A 20,744-nucleotide genomic window follows, 5' to 3' on the forward strand; every position below is an offset into this window, starting at 1 on the left:
TGGTATACTTGTCCCCATGGTGATGCAGAAACATCGCCATGCAGGATGAACCAGAGATAGCAGCTCTGCCACCTGCCATTCAACCTCACTAGGAGAGTATTTCATGACGAACGCAAAGAACACCCAAACCAGCCGTAACGCTTTGCCTACGCACGACGAGGACATGGACAAGCTGGTGACGCAAGCCGAAAAGCAGTTCGCTCACCGCGATCAGGTGCAGCTCGTTGATCTTATCGACGCCAACACGCGCGGCGTGCTGGTACTGTTTCCCTACAACCCGCGCAACGTCGAGGCGGGCAAGACCTATCCGGTGATGACTGGGCACCTGGACACCAAGCGCGTGAAGATCCCGGTTTCGGCATTTGTCAAAGTGACCGAAGAAGGCCGCGAGTTCCTCAGCCTGGCGATTGGCCCGCAAGGTCAGAACCACATCGGCGGCGCTGTCTTCCGCCAGGAAGAGCAGAACCAGGGAAATGGCTCGTGGGAGTTGGCGCCGGGCAAGGAGAACGACCGCTACGGCGTGATCGGTAAGACCCAGCTGATTGAGGGGACCGAGGATTACGAAACCGTCTTCGAGCTGCGCTTTTACGGCAAGCGCCGTGTCAGCGGTGCCGGTGTTCCATTCATCAAGGCTCAGGTGTACCCCGAGCGCAAGGCTGGTGATGCTGCTGAGGCGATGGCTGGTTGCTTCTGAGTGAGCGAAACGCGGGGCGTGGCAGCAAACGCTACGCCTCTTTCCATCCCCATATCCTCACTTGGAGCCACTATGCAAGCAATTCAATTCATCAATGACATTCCGACAGCTGTCGCGGTTCGAGCCTTCCAGGGCACCAGTTTTTCACCTGAAAAGCGCGCAGAGTCCTACCGCTTCGACTATGCGGAGACGATGGCCAGCGACTACGAAGATTTCAAGCGCCACGCGGAGAAAGGCGGCACGCTGGACAAGCTGGATGACGCTTTCGCCCGTTACCGCTCGGGTTACGCTAGCCGTTACTGTGCCTGGCTGAGCAGTCACAGCCGCTGCATCTCCTGGATGATCACCGGCCCGTCGAACTTCCCAACACGCCGCGCGCAGAAGTGGAACACCGCCGCACACAACCGCATGACCGAGGTTATCGCGTACCGCGAACAGGTCAAGCGCTCGATCCTGCGCGACCTGCGCCCGGACCTGCGCCCGATCATGGCGGGAGACGCAAACGCGATTGAGCGCCTGGCGGTGGAGCTGGCACACCTGGAGCGCAACCAGCTGTCCATGAAAATGGCCAATGCAGGAATCCGCAAACATGCGAAGGAGGGCGCCGAGGCACAAACCCTTGCCCTTGTCGAGCTTGGGTTTTCGCCTCAACAAGCCTCAGAGCTGCTCAACCCTCCTCATTACCGGGTAATCGGCTTCCCCTCTTATCGGTTGACGAATAACGGCGCCAACATCCGCCGCGTTCGCCAGCGCCTGGAGCACCTGGAAAAGATGCACTCGCTGCCGGTACAGGAGGTGCAAGGGGAGGGCGTGCGGGTGGAAGTGGACCCACCAGCCAACCGTGTGCGCCTGTTCTTCGACGGCAAGCCCGACGCCGAGACGCGTGAGCGCCTGAAGTCCTGCGGTTTCCGCTGGACTCCAAGCCTCGAAGCCTGGCAGGCCTACATCAACTACCGCACGCAAGAACTGGCGCGGTCCTTCGTGAAAATTGCGCCGTAAAAGATGAGCTTCAGCACGTTGTCGAGCCAATGGCGAACGTGGGCGTGTGCTGACAGCTCCTCTACGGGCCAAATTTCTGGGGAGATCCAGCGCTTGCCCTGCCGCTGGATCTCCTGCCTATTGCTGGCCAACCACCGCCAAGTTCGGAGGGCAGAGGGCCTAGTTAGTGGCGTTGTGCGCCAAGGGCACCAACCCAAGAACATTTTTTAGCGTTCTAGTTCAGGTTCCCGTGGCACTCTTTCCGTGGAAATTTTTGCATCTCGCACAGCAGCTTGAGGATAGTTTCCCTTTTCGATTTGCGAAGCAATTTTTTCGCGCAAAATATTCTGAACCAATGGTATTTGATCCCGATTTATGCCATGGGTTTTAGCTTGGTGTTCAACATTGTCTAGCTGCGAATAGGCACCCAGCAATTTGGGATTCATTTCAACACCTACGGTCTTGTTCTGTTGCCTGAATATCTCAGCAGCATTTAAATTTTGATCGCGCGTAATAACTTGTTCGTGTTCTTTAAGAGCAGCCGCTCGCAGGGTTGCAACCACAAGAACTTCAGCGTCGGATGCATTCCGTCCTGGTCTAGCTTGCAACGCTTCAACTGTGTCTAGACTAATCATCCTGTCCCTTGATTCGGCAAGAGTGAGCGGCCTGCTGCGTTCATCCTCTATTGCTTGCCGGGCTGCTGGCGGTTTACTCCAGTCCTTTGTTGTCTCAGGCCCCACCAAACTATTGCTGTAGATCTCTTCTGCCCCTCGGCGATCCACACGAACGCGATCCGCCAGTTTTTCACTTTCGATTTTTTCCACGCTGGCCAGCACGCCGGATGTGGCAGTGTCGTGGACTTCCTTCGGTGTCATACGGCCTGCACCGGCATGGGCTTTTTGCTGTTCGTAGCGCTCTACTACCCCTTGCCAACTGGTTTCTTCACGGACAGCAATAACGCGTACTTCTACGAAGTAGCCCGCTTCTTTGTACTCGGCCAATTTGTTGGCCGCATTTTCTGGTGTTTTTAAAGTGCCTTCTAACAGGACGTTGTAGCGTTCTTGTCGTGCAAAACGCTCTGCTTTTTCGGCCCAGATCGTTGCATCCGCATGCGTGTAATTGGCTGCTGTGCGGTCATCTTTCTGCATCAGCTCATCATTTTTAGGATGAAATTTGCGCAAATCATCTGCCGCAATTTCAAGTGCGCCGCCCTGGCGATCCAAATCCATGCGGACCGAGTCTATCGACCGGCTTTTACCAGCGCCAGGCTGTCCACCGACAATAACCATGACCGGCTCGGCCGACGGTTTCAGCTCCTTGCCAGAGATGGCCATGAGGTACGGTTTCACGTCCTCATTAAAAATACGCTCGTTTTCTTTTTCGGTTAGTTTGTGGTCTTGCAAATCTTGCATTTACAAGACCTCAGCTTTACTACCGCGAAACTCGGAAATAAGAGCTGCGTATTTATCAACAGCAGCATTCAAAGTTGACAAGTCCATCGTACCAAGCTCCCGGCTGTGGCGTGCTGCCGCATAGATTGCTGCTTGATAGTCCTTGATCTTTTCCGCATCAGGGGTAGGGGAAAGACGTTCATCTGCAACCTTGCGTTGCAGGATGCCTGCCCAAACATCAAAAACACCTCTCGCAGCGTCCAATTGCGCATCACTGACACCATTCACCATATCTATCCCTTTTTCAGAACCGCGGTGCGGAAAATTTCAGTTTATCGTCTACGCGCACACTGGGTCAGCGGTCAATAAGCGCTTGCACCAGCGCTCTGCGCCCCATGGTCAATCTTCTTCGATGATTTTGGGATTAGCGACCGCAGCGGCGACTTGCTGTTCAGCTTCATTGACCCATGCTGGTAAGGGAATGCCAACCAGCACATCGATCAATTTCTTGCGCGCGCTCCAGACGTTCTCCAGGCTCTGATACTCCAGCTCCTGGCGAGTTTGGCCAACAGTGCACATCCGCATTTGCTCACGCTGCAAGGCGTCCTGTATCTCACGCAACTCGGCCACGGTGAAGTCAGTGTTTTTCATATTCAAACGATCTTAGTGGCACCACTTAAATTGCTCCAGGCACGATAGCCCGCTATCAGCGCCCGCGCATCGTGCGCGGGCAGCTCTGCCGTGTGCCTGGCTTTCAGCCGAGCAGCCAGTTGCGCACCCCCAGCAGCGCAAGCGTGGTCGCGCTGCCGGTCACCGCACTACAGATCACGGCGATCATCCAGTCACGCCGCGTGCGTCGCAAGACTTGCTCGCTGAGCGCCTGCTGCATGGCTTGCGTGGCCGCCTTCTGTAGCGTCGCCTGCTGCTGGCCTACCAGGCTTTGCGCTGCGTGCTCGGTGGTCTTGAGCACGATGCTCGCGGTTTCCACTCGTAGCTTGCTCACCAGCTCGTCTACTTGCCCGCGATATTGCGCGGTTGCGTCAGTGACCGCTACAGCAGTTGCTTTGGCGCTCTGGTCGGCCTGTTCCAGCCGAGTCAGTAGCTCCTGTACATCGCCCAGCAGCTCTGCGAGCAGCGCCTCTCTTGCGTTGCTCGGCTTGCCGCTCATTTCAGCGCCAACGCTTCGAAGCACGCATCCAGCTCGGGCAGCACACCGGTGGCAAGTCGCTTGATCGCGAGCTTGTCGGCCAGCTCGATCTTCTCGGCCTGGTCCTTCGCTTTGGCGATCAGTGCCTTGTAGTCGGTCTTGTCGGTCGCGAGGTCGCTGATGCTGCGGCCGTCGTGCTTCACGCGCTGGTAGATCTCGTTGTCGGTCAGGTGTGCCGCCAGGTTGATCGTGGCTACGGGGTTGACCGCGAGGAAGCCGAGCAGCGCCGTGAACTGTTTGTCCGGTGCGTCGCCATCCTCTACCCGGTTGAGCACGATCTTGATCCTATCAGCCGGCACGCCCATCTTCGCCAACTCGTTCGCTGTGTTGGCTGTGTCTTTCTGTTGCTTCACGTCCGGCACCGCCGGAATCACAAAGTAGTCGAAGTCCTCGTGACTGCCCTTGAACTTGCGCATTAACGTCAACAGGTCTTCAACGTTGCTCGCCCCGATATCAACGATCAGGTCATCGCTGGCCAGCATGTACTGCTGCAGGTGTCCGAAGTCCCGGCCGCGCAGGGCGTCCGCCTCTTGTTCGTCGGCATTGGCCGACTCCACCGACACGATCTCGACCTTCTTGATACGCGGCGCTAGCAGATGCCGGGCGATGGTGGTCTTACCCACGTTGCCGCTGAAATTGATGATTGCGACTTTCATCGTTTGTTACCTTTCTTCCTGAACAGTGGATTGGTGGTGTGCTGGTCGAAGTAGCCTTCTACATCGACCGCCTGACGCGATGAAGTCCGTGGTGCCGCTGGTTTTGCAGCCTCGCCCGGCGTTGCCGGCCGCGATGCCGGTTGCCGTGCCGTCGTAGCAGTCGGGGAGGGCGGCGCCAAGCGTGCCACTTCCCGTTGCACCGTCGCCCACCCGACTTCGACGCCGGCATCTACCAATGCCTGGTGAATCGCTCGGATGGTGTAGCCCTCGGTCCGCAGACGCGCAATCTCACTGACAAGCCCACGCAACTTGCGTTTTGCGTGTCCTGGTGGTTCGGTCGGCTTCAACTCCATAACCATATTCTACCCGTTTGATACTCGATTTCTAACCGTTAAAAGTTCCATTAATACTCGTAATTCATTCGGAAATTACTCACTTATTATTCGAAATCTGTTGCTTCGAACCATGACGAGGGAAGAACCATAAAAAGAATAAAGATTGCAGGATAGGCTGACGCCGGTAGATGTACTACAATCTACCTATGCCAAACGACACAGCTACCCCATCAACACGCGCCGCCGGCCTGGTAACCGTTCAGCTCGGTGTAGACCTGAAGCGTGATTGGACGCTCTGGTGTTCCCAGCGCGTCCTGGTGCCAGGGAAGGCGTTACGTAGCTTGGTCGAAAGATGTCTTGCGGATGGTCTAGAACTGGCTGCTAGCCGTTCTGGCGAGGTGGTGCATGTGGTGGTGGCTAAGCACCCCGATCGCGGCCCTAAGGTGGGCCGGGAGGTCTATTTCACGCCTTCTGAGAACGCCGCGATCGAGGCAGTGGCAATGGCGCAGGGATTCGCATTCCAAGAGTGGGTTGTCGCGGCTGTCCGCGCTGCGCTGGCCAAGGCACCCAGCTACGGCCAAGCCGAGCTGGAGGCGCTTACACAGAGCAACGCGCTCATGGCGCAGGTTGCCGTGGACCTGGCAGCATTGCGTCGGCAAGAGGGTGCTGGCGAGGCGGCCGAAGCGCTGGTCCGGCTTGAAGGCGAGATCCGGCATCATGTCGAAACTGTCAGCGCCGCGATGGCGCAGGGAGCGCAGCGGTGGCAACTGAAAGTGTAAAAGTCGGTCGCGCATGGGATGACGAGTTTCAGGGCTGGACAGCCGAGCTGCAGCTTGGCCGCAAGCTCAAGAAGCCGTCGAAGAGTGCCAGCAAGCCGTCCACCTGGACCGGCAAGCCCATGGCGACCCGCGAACCGGGCGACTACCCGGGTAAGGGCAGCAAGCCCGACGTGCGTGCCCGGCTCCAGGGTATTGCTCGCAGCGGCCGTCAGGTGATGGTGAAAATCACGCCTGGCAAGAACCATACGATGAGATCTGTTCGAAAACATCTGCAGTACATCGGCGAGGACGGGGAGGGGGTGGTCTACGACCAAGATGGCCGCGCTTACCGTGGGCAGGAAGACATCGACGATCTAGCCTGGAAATGGCAGCACATCGGTCCGAAGATGCCCGAGGAAACCGATACTCGCTTAGCCTTTAACATCGTGTTCTCGATGCCTGAAGGTACGGACGAGAGGGCGGTTTACGCTGCTGTCAAGGCGACGGCCGAACTTGAATTTGCCGGTCATCAATGGGCCATGGGCCAACACTTCGACGAGCCGCAGGTTCACTGTCACGTCTCGGTCAAGGCTGAGGGCATGGATGGCGTGCGCCTGAACCCACGCAAGGCAGATCTGCAGCGCTGGCGTGAACGCTTCGCGCACGAACTGCGTGAGCGCGGCGTCGAGGCAGAGGCTACTCGGCGTGCGTCACGCATGCACCAGCAACGGATGAACAAGCCTTGGGCTGTCACACGCCTAGAGGACCGAGGCCAGTCTACAAACCCTGCGCCGGCACAGCCCGACCCGAAGCGCGTGGACCGGTGGAAGGAAACGGAGAAGCGAGCGGCCAGTTCATACGACCGGATAATCGAAACGCTTCATCGCTCAAGCGATGCCGCCGACCGGGTATTGGCGAAAGAGCTAGCGGAAAGCCAAGTGGGCCAGCAGGCTCGCAAAACTGTCCGTCAGGACATTAGAACCAAACCCGATCTGGAAAGGACATGATCATGATTAATGACACTGCAGCGCTGACTGAATTCGAGCCGGGCGTCTACATCCGAATCAACGACGTGATGACTGGCATTCGCAAGCTGGCGCGCGTCACCGAATCGGGACGTAGCTACATCGACCTGGACACCGAGGACTGCACACCTCTGCCAATCTACGAGGCTCTGCTTCCCGAGGAAGCCGGCAACATCCTCGGGTGGGGCTTGTACTTGGTGGATAACAAGCCCGAGCTTCATTCGGCCTGGGAGGTGCTGTGTGACCGCCTCATCAACTCAGAGGAGGGCGTGCTGACGTACAACCGCGCAGCGCATTGGGCTTTCGTTAACCTCAACTTCGACTTTGACCAGGCGATGGCGGCCGCGGCAACCGAGACTGCGACGGTTGCCAACGGTAGGAAGGCGCTGGACGAAATGATCAAGAGCGCGGGAGGTGCAGTATGACCTTCGAGAGCATGGAAGGTCAGCGCCGGGATACCTCCGATTCGATCATTGCGAAGTTCGGCGCATCGATCGAAAAAGCAGAGCAGAACGCAGCCACCAAGACCACGGACCCAGCCATGAGAAAGCTCATGGGGGCACGTATGGCCTTGGAATACGCGGTCTTAGCAACTGCCCGCGAAAAGAACATGGCGACGGAAATGGTGGCGACGGCCCTCAAGGGCGCGACGGTGGTACAGCAAGCGGCGATGCTGAAGGAAGGCTCGGCCGCACTTGGCCGGGCCTACAAGGTCGAGCCCGAGGTATTGGCCAACGTGTTCGCAGGTCGTCTGAACGACGTTGAAATGCCCAAGGGCCTGGGGAGTACGCCCGAGATCGACAAGATGGTCGATACCTGCCGTAGCCTGGTGACGAGCATCATCAAGGACGAATACCCAAGCCGTGGCCGGTTCGAGGCCGGTGGCAGGAGCGACAGTTTCATCGCGCTCAAGTCTGAGGGAATCGTCGAGCCAGCGAAAACCGAACTAGCAGCGCGGCTCGCATTCGTGGAGTCGAGCATCGATGCTGCCGTGGGCAAGGGCGCGATCAACCAGGTGAACGCGGACATGCTCAAGGAGAGGATTGAAGCCCAGGTGTTCCAGCCGCGCCCGCCGCAGTCGTTGCAGTACAGCAAGGAGTTCACGTCTTTCTTTGAGCAGCGCGGCAAGGGTATTCGTATCGACGCTATGAAGGAGGTTCGTGGCGTCACGCAGTCACTGACCGTGCAGGAGATCGCCACGAAACTCAAGATGATGATTCCTTCAACCAGCCGACTGGATCGACCCAGCGATCACCGTGCGCACAAACCGATGGAGCGATGAGCTATGCACGAGAACCGTACGTTGACTCTGGATACAAGCGGCCATGTAATTGAGCAAGGGCGGGGCGGAAGCCCCTTCTTGGCCTTCCGGCTGAGCTGGGTGGCCTATGTTCGTGAAGGCTTGGCTTTCCTTGTGCGCTTCCTTCTGTGTGGCGGCGGGGCAACGCTGATTTCACTGGGCTTGGACCGCTATGCCCACATGCATACCCAGGCTTGGCTGCCTGTGATAGGTTTTGTCGTGGCCGTTGCGTGGACCATCTACTCGGTGATGCTCACGAACTCTGTTCGACTATTTACTGATGAGAATGGCGTGTGGGTGCAGTCCGGTCTATTCCCGTGGGAAAAGGGTGTCTCTGGCGTGCAGTGGCGAGATCTTGGCCAGGCTGGCTATACACCTGGCTTTTTGAGTTGGGCGCTGCGTAGTTACGATGTGCGGATCTCGCATCGCTTTACAGCGGGTGCGGAGCTGTCCTTGCGCAATGTGCATCGCGGCAACCTGGCTGTGGAACACGTCAACGCGGTCATGGCCCAACTACAGGGTCGTGTGATGCCGGCCTGAAACACCAAAGATTGAGTATCCCCGCGTCCCTGCATGTAAATGTCGTCATCCCGAAGCCTGCCAAAGGCAAAGGACGACTGAAACCTGAAATCAATCCTGTGCCGACAGACGACAGCAACAAATTGCTTTGCCCCGGCGCGAGAAGGAGGGGACAGCTGGCCCCAGCCACATGTAACGCGGGTTCGATTCCCGCCGCTGCACCCCATTTCAGAGATGTCGCCTCTCAGCTTCACTGCGAGAAAGATGGTCGTGGCAAGAACCTGTGATTAAAAGCTCAAGACAAGCTGGAACTTCTTGTTTTTCCTCCTTACTTGTGGTATAAAAACCGGAAGTAATAGCCTACGAACAGGAAGGTATCGAACATGACGCAAACCTATTTTGAGCTTGGCGAGATAGACAATCGGTTGGCCGAACTTGGCTTGGACGAGAGACGTCTCGCCGAGATTGTGCGCCGTGGCTATGTCGCGTTCGCCTCATGCACCCCCAATGATCCGCCGCTTTATCCTGGCTTCAGTGCCTGGGCCTCCATGGTTCGTGGCTTGCGGGAATACCTGCTGCCTGTATGGGACCGTTCGGACGAAAATAACTATTCGCTGGTCATCAACCCGGCTGGCACTGTCGCCATTGCGGTAGCCACCGGCGATGACGGCACCGGCCGCCGGGACGCCACCCCCACAACCAAGTCTTCGAAGGGACCGAGCACCGTTGAGGCGGTGACCACCAACCAGCTCCAGCTTGATCTGCCCTTCGTGTTCCCTCCGGTCGAAGCCCAGGCCCGTCCGGCGAGTGGCGAAAAGCAGCGGATGACCTGGATTCTTCTTGTTCACCGTGCGCGGGGCGAAGTGCGCTGCGAACTGTCTTTGCCATCGTCGATGGGCATAGACGGGCGCGTTGACCGGTGGCAGGAGCGAATCATCCTGAAGGCTATCCCGACCGATTCGGAAGTCATGGAGATCACGCCGCCGCAGCCGACCCTTCCGGACATCACCATCGACGTTAAGCGTCGCGCATGACGGCGAACGAACTCTTCAACCCGTCCCGGTTGACGTTGGCTCGCAAGCGTCGCGGGCTCACCATGAAAACGCTGGCTGCCGAGGTCGGCGTTGAACCCCGCTCGATCTCAGCCTACGAAAAGGGCGAGTTCGGGCCGGATGATGATCGGCTGACGAAACTGGCCTCGGTTCTTAAATTCCCCGAAGAGTTTTTCTACGGCGACGATCTTGACGAGCCGACGCCAGACATCGCCAGCTTTCGCGCGCTCTCGAAAATGACCGCAGGGCAGCGCGACACGGCACTCGGTGCCGGGGCGATTGCGCTGATGCTGAATGCCTGGATCGAGAGACATTTTGATCTGCCTTCGTCAGATTTGCCGGATCTAAGCCGCGAGGAAGAACCTGAAGCAGCGGCACGAGCACTCCGCCAGCAATGGTCGCTCGGAGAGCTACCAGTCAAGAACATGATCCATTTGCTCGAGTCGAAAGGCGTCCGCGTTTTTTCGCTCTCGGTCGATGCGGTTGAAGTCGATGCCTTCTCGATGTGGCGACAGAGCACACCTTTTGTCTTCCTCAACACCAAAAAGTCTGCTGAGCATAGCCGTTTTGATGCGGCTCATGAATTAGGTCACCTGATCCTGCACCGCCACGGCTCACCGCAAGGCCGTGAAGCCGAACACCAGGCAAACGCTTTTGCTTCGGCCTTCCTCATGCCAAAAGCCAGCGTCCTTGCCTATGCGCCGCGCATGGCAACGCTCGATCATCTGATCAAACTCAAGAAATTCTGGAGCGTCTCCGTTGCAGCGCTGACCTACCGACTACACGCCATTGGTGTCCTGAGCGATTGGCACTATCAGTCGCTTTACATCGAACTCACCACTCGGGGCTATCGAAAGAAGGAACCCGATGAAGGACAGCGAGAGACCTCGCAGATGCTTCAGAAGATCTTTGCAGCACTACGCGACGAGAGCATCTCCAAGGGGGATATAGCGAGCGAGCTTTGTGTTCCGGCGGAAGAACTGGATCAGCTTGTGTTTGGGCTCGCACTCACGGGGCTCAAAGGTGGACGCGGTGGGGCTGCCAGCTCAGGCAAGCCGCCGCAACTTCGTGTCGTAAGTTCACATGAGGAATCGAAATAATGACCAAAAAAGACGTTCACGTTGTGCCGCACAAAGACGGCTGGGCAACCAAGAAGGAAGGCGCAAGCCGCGCAGGCACAGTGACGGGCACCCAAAAGCAAGCGATTGAGCGGGCACGCGACCAAGCAAAGCGTGAGCATGTCGAGGTCGTCATTCACGGACGGGACGGAAAGATCCGTGACAGCGACAGCTATGGCAACGATCCCAACCCGCCCAAAGACAAAAAACATTGACTCTTGATGTCCGGAGCTCCAAGAACCTCATGACTCTCAATCTTTTGCAGCACCAGGCTCCTGCGCCCGTTTCCAGCCCTATTGCGGCAGCGGTGGAAGAGCTTGCCCATGCTGGCGGCATTGAGGAGCGCGGTGCGATCTTCACGCGCCGGGAAGTAGCTGAGTTCATCCTCGACCTCGCTGGCTATACCAGCGACCGGCCATTGCACAAAATGTCATTGCTGGAACCATCGTTCGGTGACGGCGATTTTCTGCTTCCGGCAATCGACCGCCTGCTCGTCGCCTGGAAGGCATCGGGCAAGGCGGCGAAGCCGCTGGAGGCCCTTGGCGATTGCATCTGCGCGGTTGAGCTTCATAGAAACTCATTCAAACGTACGCAAGCCGCACTGATCGCCCGCTTGATCAGCGAAGGAATCGCTGCCCGAACAGCAGCGGCGATCGCAGACAAGTGGCTGCTGCATGGCGACTACCTGTTGACCGAGCTGCCGGAATCGTTCGATGTCGTAGTCGGCAACCCGCCTTATGTCCGACAGGAAATGATCCCCGGCGTTCTGCTCGCGGAATACCGCGAGCGATATACGACGATGTATGACCGCGCAGATCTCTATATCGCCTTCATCGAACGTTCGCTTCGCCTGCTAAGCAAGGGCGGAACACTAGGCTTCATCTGCGCGGACCGGTGGATGAAGAACCGCTACGGCGGCCCTCTACGCGCAATGGTCGCCGAAGGTTTTCACCTGAAGGTTCACGTCGATATGACGGACACCTCGGCATTTCATTCCGACGTTATCGCCTACCCGGCAATCACGATCATCACGCGAGAAAAGGCTGGAACAACGAGGCTCGCGCACCGGCCAGCGATTGACAGCGCGGTGTTGAGCGCGCTTGCAGTCCAACTCAAGGCAACGACTCTGCCGAAAGAGGCTGCCGATGTCCGCGAGCTTGCTGGCGTCACATTTGGATCGGAACCTTGGCTTCTGGAATCCTCTGATCAGCTCGCGCTGGTGCGCCGCCTCGAACAGGATTTCCCAACGATTGAGGAAGCCGGGTGCAAAGTCGGCATCGGTGTTGCGACCGGCGCAGACCAGGCCTATATCGGTCTCTACGACGATCTTGATGTTGAGGACGACCGAAAGCAACCGCTCGTGATGACGCGCGACATTTTGAACGGCACGGTCGAATGGCGCGGGTTCGGCGTCATCAATCCTTTTGCTGACACAGGCGGCCTCGTTAACCTTGACGAATACCCGCGCCTGAAGCGTTATCTCGAAGCGAGAAAGAAAGAAATCGCAGGGCGACACTGCGCGCAGAAGACTCCGGCCAACTGGTATCGCACGATTGACCGGATCACACCGTCCCTCACCAAGAAGCCAAAGCTTCTCGTCCCAGACATCAAGGGCGCGGCGCACATCGTCTATGAAGAGGGGAAGCTATATCCCCATCACAACCTCTATTTCATAACAGCTGGGGAATGGGACCTGCGGGCGCTGCAGGCCGTGCTTCTATCCGGCATTGCACGCCTCTTTGTGGCGACCTATTCGACAAAGATGCGCGGTGGATTCCTGCGCTTTCAAGCGCAGTATCTGCGGCGCATCCGCATACCAAACTGGAGAGATGTTCCCGACGCGTTGCGACGGGAACTGAGGGAAGGTGCTGAGGCGCAAAACCTCGCAGCTTGTAACCGGGCCGCCTTTCGTCTTTATGGACTGTCCAGCGAGGAAAGATCGGCTCTTGGAGGAAATGGTGAATAAGAATGGCACTTGATTTGACTAATTACGAACGCAAGACACAGGAAGCTGTAATGGCGTTTTGGGGTAACAGAGAAAAGGCAAAACAAAAACAGATTGAAATCGGCACGACCGACCAGGGCGAGCGCGCCGGTGTGACCGGCGGCATCAACATGGACGGTTTCATCTCGCTGGTTATTGACATAGTCAAAGCCAACGGGCTTGCGCACGCGCAAATTCACGAGAAGCGCGCCGTCCTGACGCTCCCTGGGTACTTCCGCCCGACGAAGCTCTGGGACCTACTTGTCATGGACAAGGGTGAACTGATTGCGGCAATCGAGTTGAAGAGCCAGGTCGGCCCTTCCTTTGGCAACAACTTCAATAACCGCACCGAAGAAGCCATCGGCACCGCGCACGATTTCTGGACGGCGTACAAATACGACGCGTTTGGCAAACAACCGATGCCCTTCGTCGGATGGATGATGCTGGTTGAAGATGCGCCGGGATCGCAGAGACCGGTGCGTGATGCCGCGCCGCACTTTCCCGTGTTCCCCGAGTTTCAAGGTGCCTCCTATCAGAAACGCTATGACGTTCTGTGCGAGCGCCTTGTGAAAGAGCAGCTCTATACCTCGGCGGCAGTCATGACGTCGCCGCGCAGCGCAGTAACGACTGGCGAGAACAACCATCTCTCCGACCTGACGAGCTTTAAAACCTTCGTCGCGACCCTTGCCGGTCACGCGGCGGCGCAAGCCGTCAGATTGGAGTAGCTACCCGCGCTTGCGCAAGCGAGCAAACGCTGAACAAAATAATGTGGTTGACCTTGCACTTTCGCGCGCGAAAGTAGAGTAGTGCTACCCAGGTTAGATAGAGACAGCCTCTGACCACGTTCCTAAAGATACAAGAAAACAACTCTCACCAGCGAAATTCATATCAGTCGAAGAATAAAAATATTCAATGTCCTTGCTGCGGTGCTGCAGAACTCCTTCATGGAGTGCACGACATTATTTATACCTACAAATATGAAACTATCGTGATTTCGTCAGTAAAGGGGGGGTGGGCTTGGCTCAATATGCGCGGAAGTTGTCATGGATAAATCTGAGCCCAGTCGCGTAATGACTGAGATGAGGCTGTTTTCGAATTAGGTCCACAAAAATTGGTAATATTTCGCAATATTTATTGAGAAGTCAGTCTAGTGAGAATTTTATCCAAAGAAAAATGTCCGGCGCTCAACGTTTTCAAATAGTAGCTGAGGTACTATTGGACAATTTGACTTTTCATTTAACAGAATTCTTTCAAATCGATTGCCGATTTCTGGCTCTTCTTCATCACCATATTCAATCCATGGAAGTCCGTAATAAGCCTTAAATACCAAAAGGGAAAATGCATATGGTGTCAATATTCGTTCCAGTGGCCATCTGTTTTCCGAGTGAAATCCAATGTGAAAATGTGAGCAAGGGTGCTTGAATTTTTTTCGCTGGCTGGGTGCATTCTCGTAGCGAAACATAGGTACTCCACTTGAAGGAGGGCGGTCAGTTAGTAGCCGTAGAAATTCTTCGTGAGTTAAAAAGTCGGACTCTACTAAATCCCTCCATTTTTTTATGGCCTTTACTTCATCGTCGTTTCCGGATATAAAAGGATTTGGATAAAAGGCATATCTTACGCAGTGCTCGGATTCCCAGCTGAACTGAAAATAAGAATAATCTGAAAGTAAAATGTTGTAGTGAGATAGGCTAAGTCCGGCAATGTATGTTTGTGTATACAGACTTTCACTGGAATATATGATATTTCTAAATTCTTCGTTTACTGGTAACGGTGCTGGATTGGAAAATACTTCGGCTATACCTAATTCATCTGCCATTTTCCATGTGTTATATATGCCATTGGTGACATCAGCTCGCTGCATTTTTTTCCTCTACTGAGAGCAAGTCCGAAATCTCGTCTTCTGAGAATCCTTCTGTTTTTAACTTCTCAAAGTATTCTTTTCGGATGCGCTTTGCCTTCATTGACCGCTGGCTCAAATCTCTTTGAATAAGATTTATTTTACTTAGATCTGGCATGTCAAATCGCAAGTATGGAAAATTTTCAGCCGCTGATTCTATTTCGGCCGCTACCCGTTGCGCTGAATTCATGCCAGAAACTCGAAGCCAGGCTTTGGTTCTAGTGAATGCTGCGAATAGCCTATTTCGATGTGAACGCAAATTTAATGATAGAGCGTCTACTCCGATTGCAAAGACTACAGCCGCTTCATTTCCTTTTGCTCTATATACCGTCGACAGTGTGATTTTTCCTGGAATAGTGAACGGAGGTTCGGAGTAAGGGTCGGCGTGTATATTGTTAGTTGAGATTCCCTTCTCCGCAAAGGCCGCAGAAATGAGTTTGAAGTAACTCCGCATGTTTCTATCATCTAGAGCTACAACCAGGAAGTCTTCGGGTTGAAGCCCGCTGCCTAGTAGTTCTACTGTTTGGTCTATTACCCATTTCACTTCATCGTTAATGCTGGGTGCAATGTGGTAATCAATGAGAAGCGGGAGTCCATCGCCGTGAAGCGATACAGGACTATTTTCTTCTGGTCGAAGTATTTCAATTCTTTGCCCGACGCTAAATTGCGGGGTGTTGACCTCATAGCCTACATCTTGCCAGTGCTCTGGGCTTTCCAATAATTGAACGATTTGTGAATAGATGCCGAAACCTAATGCGTGAGCTGTTACCAAAACCTCTCTTTGGTTTCTGTAGCATTTACTCAATACAGTATCGTTAGTTGCGCCAGGCGGAATGTTATGCTCCGATCTTGATAGCGAAATCCTCGGTGAACCATCGGTATCCAAACCGAAAAGTTCTTCTGGTGTACGCATCCTAACGTTAAGAATATTTTGAAGCTCGTCATACGCCCAAACTATATTTTTCTTGTCGCGATGTCCGTGAGTCATTTCAAAAATGAGCTGATAAAAACCTTCGGGAAAATCTTGACCTTCATCTATTAGGACATGATCGTAAAATGGCTCAATAAGATCTCGTGAAAGCAACTCTTTGCAGGCAAAATCAAACGGGTCGATTCCAGCTGGCGCGGCATTCCGCGCTGAGTCGAATGAACGATACATAATTCCGCTGCGCGTGCATGCATCCGAATATGCGCCGCCTGTCTTCGATCCACCCCATCCGTGACGGATATGAATATTGTTCCAGTCTGGATCTACCTCTTTGTAATGTCTATAGAATTTTGTAATTAAATCCTTAATTGGAGAGCGCAAGCTTTTTGTAAAAAAAGTTACAAGTATTTTTTCATTAGGCTTGGTCATGTGTAAATGAGCAGCCTTCATTGCCAAGATTACGGTCTTCCCTGATCCGGCTAGTCCTCTAATTCTCTGAGGTCCATTAATAGTGACCAGCGCAGCCCTTCTTTGTTTATGATCAAAGTTGGCAATTTCCGTTTCTAGCTGAGCTAGTGCTGCTGCTGCGCGTTGGGCATTTGGATCTTCAACGACTCGCTTGTTTGCGCGATTAAGGGCTTTCGCACCTTCAAGTACTGATCTGGCTTCAGAAAATTGTGTCGTAGACATTGAGTCATTTTCTAGCGCGTTTAGAAAATTATCAAATGCTGTTAAAGAAGAAACAATTTCTGACTCCGCTCCCTCAAACAAATCATCTGCGCGACTAGAGGTGCAGAATATTACTGGAATAACTTTTAAACTAAGGCTAGAGCGATTTAATCTTAATGATTTACTTTTTAAAAGTCGGCCGATTAAAATGCTGCAAAATTGACCGAGCGATTCGTCTACCTCAACTAAAGCACTGCCTTGCTGCCGTTCGGTATTTTGCCCGTTCAAAAATCTTAAGGCTATTATTCCGTGTATAGGGCTAAGTAAAAGTGCATCTGGTTTATGTGTGACTGTTTCATAATCTGAATACGTAGGAAAATCATAATATAAAGCCGCATTATCCAACTGTAACGATGTGGCATTTGACTGCAGATGATTTATAAAATCCCGTCCAATCGGATCTTCGCTTAATCGGTCTGTCGTTACTAAAATATCTAGAGGCACAATTATTCCTTGAATTCTTAGTGTGGAGGAATGTTCTCTCCACTTTTGTATATTTGCCGACTAGGGACTGAAGGGCCAAGGTGGGGTAGCGTGTCGTCGTACCGTCGCAGCCGTGTCTTCAATGGCAGAGGGGCGTAGTGTTGAAGTCCGCTGTCATCGGACACACGATAGACGATTTGCATGCGACACGATCAGATATGGATGCCGAAAGTCCGGTTATGGTCGCGTTTTTTTTGCTTTTGGGCGATGTACGGACTGTGGCTGGCCAAATTTTGCTAAACCATCGTCTATCACGTGCTTTTTAACCAAATGTGTTGTCGCCGCCGAAAACTGACAGTCTGAAGTCGAGTGCCGATCCAAAATTGACCAGGGTGTTCCACTGACCTGCTGAGACTATCAGCAGGAATTCAAGGTGATCACCATGGACATGATTGGCAAGGTCAGGCGCATGAAGTTGCGCGACCAACTCTCTGACGGAGAGTGTCTTTACTTAGTCTTTATTGACCGGCTGCTTTTAACAGGGGATTGTTAGACGTGCCTGGTTGACCGCCAGTTTTGTAATGACTCAATAAAACGCCTTTTTTATTAAATTCAAAAACTGTAGTTTCGTCAATATTTTTACCAATAATGGCTTGTCCTATTTGTTTGAAATCGTAATACCAAAGAATATTGCCGCCTGCCTCTGCTTTGCGATTTGGTTGACCGATTAATGTAATTACGTCTGCTTGAGTGCTTTTTGCATCAGTAATGCTGTCCATTTGTTTTTTCGACACTTGCGTGCCGGTTTTCATTGCTCCTAAATCGGACAATCCGGGGACTGTGCCGCAGGCGGAAATTCCTGCCACAGCAGCAGCAATAAAAATGACACGAACTGTATTCTTCAACGTAACTTCCTTTGGGTAATAATTTCAAGACGGCACCTGGTCAACAGGACACGCGGCTAGGCGGTAGGTGTGCCGCTCGTTCGTGAACTTGATTGCGCAGGCAGATTCATAGGATTAAGGGCCTATACAGGTACCGCAGACACACTGAGGAAACTCAATAGGCATCGACGACGGCTAGGGGCATCGACACTGGTGCGCCAGCGACACCGCCAAGCACATCAAGGGTCTTCGTAGTCGGCATTGCTGCCACGCTGGTGAAGTGGTAGGTGCCGGATGTGTCGCGTGTTACATGCACCTGACCGGATGACGCGGTGTATTGGCTGCTGCCGGTGGTCCTGGCTATGCCCACTGTCACATCGACGAGGATTGGTGAGGTAGATATGTCGGCCGCTACGAACGAAGTGCGGTCAGGCACCACGGTATAGACACCGGTCACAGGTGATCCCTTGAAGGAGAACGACAGTGCGCTGCCCGAATAGGCCCCGTTGCTTGAGTCACCTCCGCTTACCGTGGCTGTGCTGATGACGGCAGTAGTAACGACAGCGCCGGTTATCGAGCTGGTGGACACAGCGGAATTGCCGCCGTTGATGTACTGGTATGAATCCAGCGTCCAGAAGCTTGTGGCGTTCGAGCTGCTGGTACTGCTCTCGGAGCCGCCGCCGCCGCAGGCGGTCAGGATCGCGGTGGCCAGTGTGACGAGGCCCGTGCGGATGGTCTTGTTCATTGAGTTTTACTTTTCCTTGTGAGTGATGATGAAAGCCGCAGTCACTGTGATCGAGTTGCTGCGTGTACGATTTCCATAGAAGGGATCGGTTTGGTTTTCAGGCGTTACCAGCCGCTGGGCTCGTTAGTAGCTTTGCGGCTTCGATGTACTGCTCCAGGTAGCCGAGCAGGCTGAGCGCTGTGTACTCGTGCAGAAAGATGCTTTCGGTACGACCGTCTCCATACTTTGGCCGCAGCTCGAACGTCGGGCCGTGAATCGCGAACTCAACGCGATCTAGGCCCGTGCTGAGGCTAGCTGTGCCAATCTCGTCCTCGGTTATCTCCGGTGCTTCGGTCAAAAGTGTGTGGTAGGGGTGTCGTGCGGGCAGGCCGGCCACCAGTGCGGGATCAGCCTCCGCACGAAACATGAATGCGTTTTTTCCCAAGTGTTGGAAATAATTATTCAGTGCTTGGAAGAGTAGTTTGTAGGCGCGCGGCGACCAATGCATGACTTTGGTTTTACGGTCGTACATCGAGAATTTGATGCAGATGCCGACCCAGCTGCCTTTTAGGGTCATGATGCCGCACTCAAAACTTGAGACGGGGTTGTCCATTTCGGGGCTATGTTTTTCGGCTTGTGTACTCAGGGTCATATTCATACTTCTAAAAAAGAAAGCCGCTTTCGGCGGCTTGCTTCTTCCAATCTCAAGATTAGGGAGGAAAACGCTGCGGAAGAAGACTTAAATCGGCTTTGGTTTTCGTCGTGTGTGTTGGGTGTCAGAGGTCGCTATAACTTGGCTCTAAATAGCGCGCAACCTGGTCACGACGCGCACTGATCGGCATGGCCGAAAGTGACTGTTTATTAACATAAGCTATTTAGTATTAAGTATCGATAGCTCTTAACTATGTTCAAATGTTGAACCTTTTCGGGAGCCTACGCAAGGTGCTTAGTCAGTACGTCGGTGTGTAGGGCTGGCCAGCGTTGTAGACGTGTTGCCAGTTATTCAGATATTGACGGGCCAGATCTGGCCGGTTCTGAATCACAAGTACGTTTTCTGAGTTGTAGCGAGCTGCAGCCGCAGAGTAGTTGTAACTACCTGTCTGTACGTTCGCACCGTCAATGACCGTGAATTTCGAGTGCTGTATCGGGAAGATTGACACTGTGTGCGTTGGAATCCCGGCGTTCACCAGGAGGTTCAAGGCGGCACGTGCCTTACCGCTTCGATCTTCCGTTAGGTTGTTTTTGTAGTCCACCACCACGGCAACATCCACCCCCCGCTTTTTGGCGTCCACCAGGGCGCGCACCACCGGCGCGGCCGTAAACGAGTAGGCGGCCAGTCTTATCGACTGGCGGGCCGAGTTGATAGACCGCAATACCAATGCCTCGCCGGTGCCATCCGGTGAAAAGCCGACTTCAATGCCGGCGTCAGTGTCGGCAATAGCCGAGCTGGCAACGCCACCAGACAACACCAGGCCGATGCAGATTGAAGCGGCGAATTTGCTTATTTTCATAATTCTTGGTTGCTTCAGTTATTTAAACGTTAGCCGCCCCCGTTCGACTCTGGGAGGTAGCACCGCTGAAAGGCGCCGAAGCTGTCAAACTCCACGGTTCCGCCACTGCCTTGACACTGCGTTACTTGGGTGTTCCAGCGGTTCAGATCGGTCACGAAGTGATCATCGATAGGTGCTGAGCCAGTTTGCTGTGTCATTGCGGTCGTGGCTGTGTTGCTGTACAAAGTAGACGTGCTACCGCCCGTGTTCCAGAAGACTTGCGACCAGGGGGCACCATTGACGGATACCGAAATAAGCCCTGGGTAGGAGCAACCCTCATAGCCGTTCTCGCCGTAACGGCGGTACATGCTCGGGCAGGATGACTCGCCCACCCAGGTGTTATTCGCGCTGTTGCCGGCGCCGGCCATATTGCAGGTAGGGAACGGCCGACCTCTTGCAAGATCATGAAATACAGCGTGCACCGTAGGCACGCACTGCGAAATGCTTGACCAAGGCCCTGCGATACAGAGCAGAAACTTGCACCCATCGGCTGCATTTGCAGCGGTGCTAGAGAACATCGAGAACATGGCAAGTGCCATGCTGATGACCCACGATTTTGCTTTGATGTTCTGTGACTTCATCGGTATCTCCT

Annotated in this window: 25 protein-coding genes; 13 read left to right on the forward strand and 12 right to left on the reverse strand. The window is 54.2% G+C overall.

The features are described 5' to 3' along the window. The first annotated feature begins 103 nt into the window (after nucleotides 1–103). The gene (locus J2X19_RS25460; RefSeq protein WP_310377214.1) at nucleotides 104–694 is read left to right on the forward strand and encodes a hypothetical protein; all 591 of its coding nucleotides are present in this window, start codon (nucleotides 104–106) and stop codon (nucleotides 692–694) included. Nucleotides 695–766: 72 nt separating this feature from the next. Next, nucleotides 767–1,693, forward strand: coding sequence for a hypothetical protein (locus J2X19_RS25465; RefSeq protein ID WP_310377215.1), 927 nt, complete (start codon nucleotides 767–769; stop codon nucleotides 1,691–1,693). Nucleotides 1,694–1,899: 206 nt separating this feature from the next. Here the strand turns inward: J2X19_RS25465 and J2X19_RS25470 are convergent, their stop codons facing one another. The 5 genes from J2X19_RS25470 to stbB all read right to left on the reverse strand — a co-directional run bounded on the left by J2X19_RS25470 (nucleotide 1,900) and on the right by stbB (nucleotide 4,926). Then, nucleotides 1,900–3,084, reverse strand: a complete 1,185-nt coding sequence (locus tag J2X19_RS25470) for a zeta toxin family protein (protein WP_310377216.1) — start codon at nucleotides 3,082–3,084, stop codon at nucleotides 1,900–1,902. Then, nucleotides 3,085–3,354 (reverse strand): hypothetical protein, encoded by a 270-nt coding sequence (locus tag J2X19_RS25475; protein ID WP_310377217.1) that lies wholly within the window; start codon nucleotides 3,352–3,354, stop codon nucleotides 3,085–3,087. A gap of 108 nt (nucleotides 3,355–3,462) precedes the next feature. Continuing rightward, nucleotides 3,463–3,714: a hypothetical protein gene (locus tag J2X19_RS25480; protein ID WP_310377218.1), complete on the reverse strand. Its 252-nt coding sequence runs from the start codon at nucleotides 3,712–3,714 to the stop codon at nucleotides 3,463–3,465. 103 nt (nucleotides 3,715–3,817) lie between these two features. Beyond that, on the reverse strand, nucleotides 3,818–4,231 hold the full coding sequence (locus J2X19_RS25485) for a hypothetical protein (RefSeq protein WP_310377219.1): 414 nt from the start codon (nucleotides 4,229–4,231) through the stop codon (nucleotides 3,818–3,820). Beyond that, nucleotides 4,228–4,926, reverse strand: a complete 699-nt coding sequence (gene stbB, locus J2X19_RS25490; RefSeq protein ID WP_310377220.1) for a StbB family protein — start codon at nucleotides 4,924–4,926, stop codon at nucleotides 4,228–4,230. The genes J2X19_RS25485 and stbB overlap by 4 nt, the downstream gene beginning before the upstream one ends. A gap of 541 nt (nucleotides 4,927–5,467) precedes the next feature. Here stbB and J2X19_RS25495 point away from each other — a divergent pair. From J2X19_RS25495 to J2X19_RS25935, 11 genes are all read left to right on the forward strand, one after another. Further along, nucleotides 5,468–6,040: a hypothetical protein gene (locus J2X19_RS25495; protein ID WP_310377221.1), complete on the forward strand. Its 573-nt coding sequence runs from the start codon at nucleotides 5,468–5,470 to the stop codon at nucleotides 6,038–6,040. Continuing rightward, nucleotides 6,022–7,026: a relaxase/mobilization nuclease domain-containing protein gene (locus J2X19_RS25500; protein WP_310377222.1), complete on the forward strand. Its 1,005-nt coding sequence runs from the start codon at nucleotides 6,022–6,024 to the stop codon at nucleotides 7,024–7,026. Before J2X19_RS25495 ends, J2X19_RS25500 begins: the two co-directional genes overlap by 19 nt. Next, nucleotides 7,023–7,469, forward strand: a complete 447-nt coding sequence (locus J2X19_RS25505; protein WP_310377223.1) for a hypothetical protein — start codon at nucleotides 7,023–7,025, stop codon at nucleotides 7,467–7,469. The genes J2X19_RS25500 and J2X19_RS25505 overlap by 4 nt, the downstream gene beginning before the upstream one ends. After that, nucleotides 7,466–8,326, forward strand: coding sequence for a hypothetical protein (locus J2X19_RS25510; RefSeq protein ID WP_310377224.1), 861 nt, complete (start codon nucleotides 7,466–7,468; stop codon nucleotides 8,324–8,326). The genes J2X19_RS25505 and J2X19_RS25510 overlap by 4 nt, the downstream gene beginning before the upstream one ends. Before the next feature lie 3 nt (nucleotides 8,327–8,329). Then, a complete protein-coding gene (locus J2X19_RS25515; protein WP_310377225.1) occupies nucleotides 8,330–8,884 on the forward strand; it encodes a hypothetical protein in 555 nt (184 codons plus the stop codon). Nucleotides 8,885–9,246: 362 nt separating this feature from the next. Beyond that, nucleotides 9,247–9,897, forward strand: a complete 651-nt coding sequence (locus J2X19_RS25520; protein ID WP_310377226.1) for a hypothetical protein — start codon at nucleotides 9,247–9,249, stop codon at nucleotides 9,895–9,897. Continuing rightward, nucleotides 9,894–11,015: a helix-turn-helix domain-containing protein gene (locus tag J2X19_RS25525; RefSeq protein WP_310377227.1), complete on the forward strand. Its 1,122-nt coding sequence runs from the start codon at nucleotides 9,894–9,896 to the stop codon at nucleotides 11,013–11,015. The genes J2X19_RS25520 and J2X19_RS25525 overlap by 4 nt, the downstream gene beginning before the upstream one ends. Next, entirely contained in the window at nucleotides 11,015–11,248 is a 234-nt protein-coding gene (locus tag J2X19_RS25530) for a DUF2188 domain-containing protein (protein WP_310377228.1), read from the forward strand. The genes J2X19_RS25525 and J2X19_RS25530 overlap by 1 nt, the downstream gene beginning before the upstream one ends. 29 nt (nucleotides 11,249–11,277) lie before the next feature. Beyond that, nucleotides 11,278–12,999 carry an Eco57I restriction-modification methylase domain-containing protein gene (locus tag J2X19_RS25535; protein WP_310377229.1) on the forward strand — a complete coding sequence of 574 codons (1,722 nt, stop codon included), beginning with the start codon at nucleotides 11,278–11,280 and terminating at the stop codon, nucleotides 12,997–12,999. A gap of 2 nt (nucleotides 13,000–13,001) precedes the next feature. After that, a complete protein-coding gene (locus tag J2X19_RS25540) occupies nucleotides 13,002–13,742 on the forward strand; it encodes a PaeR7I family type II restriction endonuclease (RefSeq protein ID WP_310377230.1) in 741 nt (246 codons plus the stop codon). Between the two features lie 182 nt (nucleotides 13,743–13,924). Then, the gene (locus tag J2X19_RS25935; RefSeq protein ID WP_405048755.1) at nucleotides 13,925–14,068 is read left to right on the forward strand and encodes a type II toxin-antitoxin system MqsA family antitoxin; all 144 of its coding nucleotides are present in this window, start codon (nucleotides 13,925–13,927) and stop codon (nucleotides 14,066–14,068) included. Between the two features lie 108 nt (nucleotides 14,069–14,176). On the opposite strand, the gene J2X19_RS25545 is transcribed toward J2X19_RS25935, so the two are convergent. The 7 genes from J2X19_RS25545 to J2X19_RS25575 all read right to left on the reverse strand — a co-directional run bounded on the left by J2X19_RS25545 (nucleotide 14,177) and on the right by J2X19_RS25575 (nucleotide 20,733). Next, a complete protein-coding gene (locus tag J2X19_RS25545; RefSeq protein ID WP_310377231.1) occupies nucleotides 14,177–14,878 on the reverse strand; it encodes a DUF2290 domain-containing protein in 702 nt (233 codons plus the stop codon). Then, on the reverse strand, nucleotides 14,865–17,015 hold the full coding sequence (locus J2X19_RS25550; protein WP_310377232.1) for a DEAD/DEAH box helicase: 2,151 nt from the start codon (nucleotides 17,013–17,015) through the stop codon (nucleotides 14,865–14,867). The genes J2X19_RS25545 and J2X19_RS25550 overlap by 14 nt, the downstream gene beginning before the upstream one ends. A 497-nt stretch (nucleotides 17,016–17,512) precedes the next feature. Then, nucleotides 17,513–17,899 carry a hypothetical protein gene (locus J2X19_RS25555; RefSeq protein ID WP_310377233.1) on the reverse strand — a complete coding sequence of 129 codons (387 nt, stop codon included), beginning with the start codon at nucleotides 17,897–17,899 and terminating at the stop codon, nucleotides 17,513–17,515. Nucleotides 17,900–18,053: 154 nt separating this feature from the next. Further along, nucleotides 18,054–18,623, reverse strand: a complete 570-nt coding sequence (locus J2X19_RS25560; RefSeq protein WP_310377234.1) for a hypothetical protein — start codon at nucleotides 18,621–18,623, stop codon at nucleotides 18,054–18,056. A gap of 97 nt (nucleotides 18,624–18,720) precedes the next feature. Continuing rightward, a complete protein-coding gene (locus J2X19_RS25565; protein ID WP_310377235.1) occupies nucleotides 18,721–19,254 on the reverse strand; it encodes a hypothetical protein in 534 nt (177 codons plus the stop codon). Between the two features lie 298 nt (nucleotides 19,255–19,552). After that, nucleotides 19,553–20,113: a phospholipase D family nuclease gene (locus J2X19_RS25570; protein WP_310377236.1), complete on the reverse strand. Its 561-nt coding sequence runs from the start codon at nucleotides 20,111–20,113 to the stop codon at nucleotides 19,553–19,555. A gap of 29 nt (nucleotides 20,114–20,142) precedes the next feature. Then, the gene (locus tag J2X19_RS25575; RefSeq protein ID WP_310377237.1) at nucleotides 20,143–20,733 is read right to left on the reverse strand and encodes a hypothetical protein; all 591 of its coding nucleotides are present in this window, start codon (nucleotides 20,731–20,733) and stop codon (nucleotides 20,143–20,145) included. Nucleotides 20,734–20,744 lie beyond the last annotated feature (11 nt).

Source organism: Rhodoferax ferrireducens, assembly GCF_031458075.1.
Taxonomy (GTDB): domain Bacteria; phylum Pseudomonadota; class Gammaproteobacteria; order Burkholderiales; family Burkholderiaceae_C; genus Rhodoferax_B; species Rhodoferax_B ferrireducens_A.

Excerpts from the sequence above, each read along its gene's own strand:
- J2X19_RS25475 (WP_310377217.1), bottom strand. The coding sequence starts at position 3,354 with ATGGTGAATGGTGTCAGTGATGCGCAATTGGACGCTGCGAGAGGTGTT.
- J2X19_RS25520 (WP_310377226.1), top strand. The coding sequence starts at position 9,247 with ATGACGCAAACCTATTTTGAGCTTGGCGAGATAGACAATCGGTTGGCC.
- J2X19_RS25535 (WP_310377229.1), top strand. The coding sequence starts at position 11,278 with ATGACTCTCAATCTTTTGCAGCACCAGGCTCCTGCGCCCGTTTCCAGC.
- J2X19_RS25465 (WP_310377215.1), top strand. The coding sequence starts at position 767 with ATGCAAGCAATTCAATTCATCAATGACATTCCGACAGCTGTCGCGGTT.
- J2X19_RS25460 (WP_310377214.1), top strand. The coding sequence starts at position 104 with ATGACGAACGCAAAGAACACCCAAACCAGCCGTAACGCTTTGCCTACG.
- J2X19_RS25505 (WP_310377223.1), top strand. The coding sequence starts at position 7,023 with ATGATCATGATTAATGACACTGCAGCGCTGACTGAATTCGAGCCGGGC.
- J2X19_RS25495 (WP_310377221.1), top strand. The coding sequence starts at position 5,468 with ATGCCAAACGACACAGCTACCCCATCAACACGCGCCGCCGGCCTGGTA.
- J2X19_RS25480 (WP_310377218.1), bottom strand. The coding sequence starts at position 3,714 with ATGAAAAACACTGACTTCACCGTGGCCGAGTTGCGTGAGATACAGGAC.
- J2X19_RS25560 (WP_310377234.1), bottom strand. The coding sequence starts at position 18,623 with ATGAACAAGACCATCCGCACGGGCCTCGTCACACTGGCCACCGCGATC.
- J2X19_RS25575 (WP_310377237.1), bottom strand. The coding sequence starts at position 20,733 with ATGAAGTCACAGAACATCAAAGCAAAATCGTGGGTCATCAGCATGGCA.
- J2X19_RS25470 (WP_310377216.1), bottom strand. The coding sequence starts at position 3,084 with ATGCAAGATTTGCAAGACCACAAACTAACCGAAAAAGAAAACGAGCGT.
- J2X19_RS25565 (WP_310377235.1), bottom strand. The coding sequence starts at position 19,254 with ATGACCCTGAGTACACAAGCCGAAAAACATAGCCCCGAAATGGACAAC.
- J2X19_RS25485 (WP_310377219.1), bottom strand. The coding sequence starts at position 4,231 with ATGAGCGGCAAGCCGAGCAACGCAAGAGAGGCGCTGCTCGCAGAGCTG.
- J2X19_RS25540 (WP_310377230.1), top strand. The coding sequence starts at position 13,002 with ATGGCACTTGATTTGACTAATTACGAACGCAAGACACAGGAAGCTGTA.
- J2X19_RS25545 (WP_310377231.1), bottom strand. The coding sequence starts at position 14,878 with ATGCAGCGAGCTGATGTCACCAATGGCATATATAACACATGGAAAATG.
- stbB (WP_310377220.1), bottom strand. The coding sequence starts at position 4,926 with ATGAAAGTCGCAATCATCAATTTCAGCGGCAACGTGGGTAAGACCACC.
- J2X19_RS25515 (WP_310377225.1), top strand. The coding sequence starts at position 8,330 with ATGCACGAGAACCGTACGTTGACTCTGGATACAAGCGGCCATGTAATT.
- J2X19_RS25530 (WP_310377228.1), top strand. The coding sequence starts at position 11,015 with ATGACCAAAAAAGACGTTCACGTTGTGCCGCACAAAGACGGCTGGGCA.
- J2X19_RS25510 (WP_310377224.1), top strand. The coding sequence starts at position 7,466 with ATGACCTTCGAGAGCATGGAAGGTCAGCGCCGGGATACCTCCGATTCG.
- J2X19_RS25525 (WP_310377227.1), top strand. The coding sequence starts at position 9,894 with ATGACGGCGAACGAACTCTTCAACCCGTCCCGGTTGACGTTGGCTCGC.
- J2X19_RS25570 (WP_310377236.1), bottom strand. The coding sequence starts at position 20,113 with ATGAAAATAAGCAAATTCGCCGCTTCAATCTGCATCGGCCTGGTGTTG.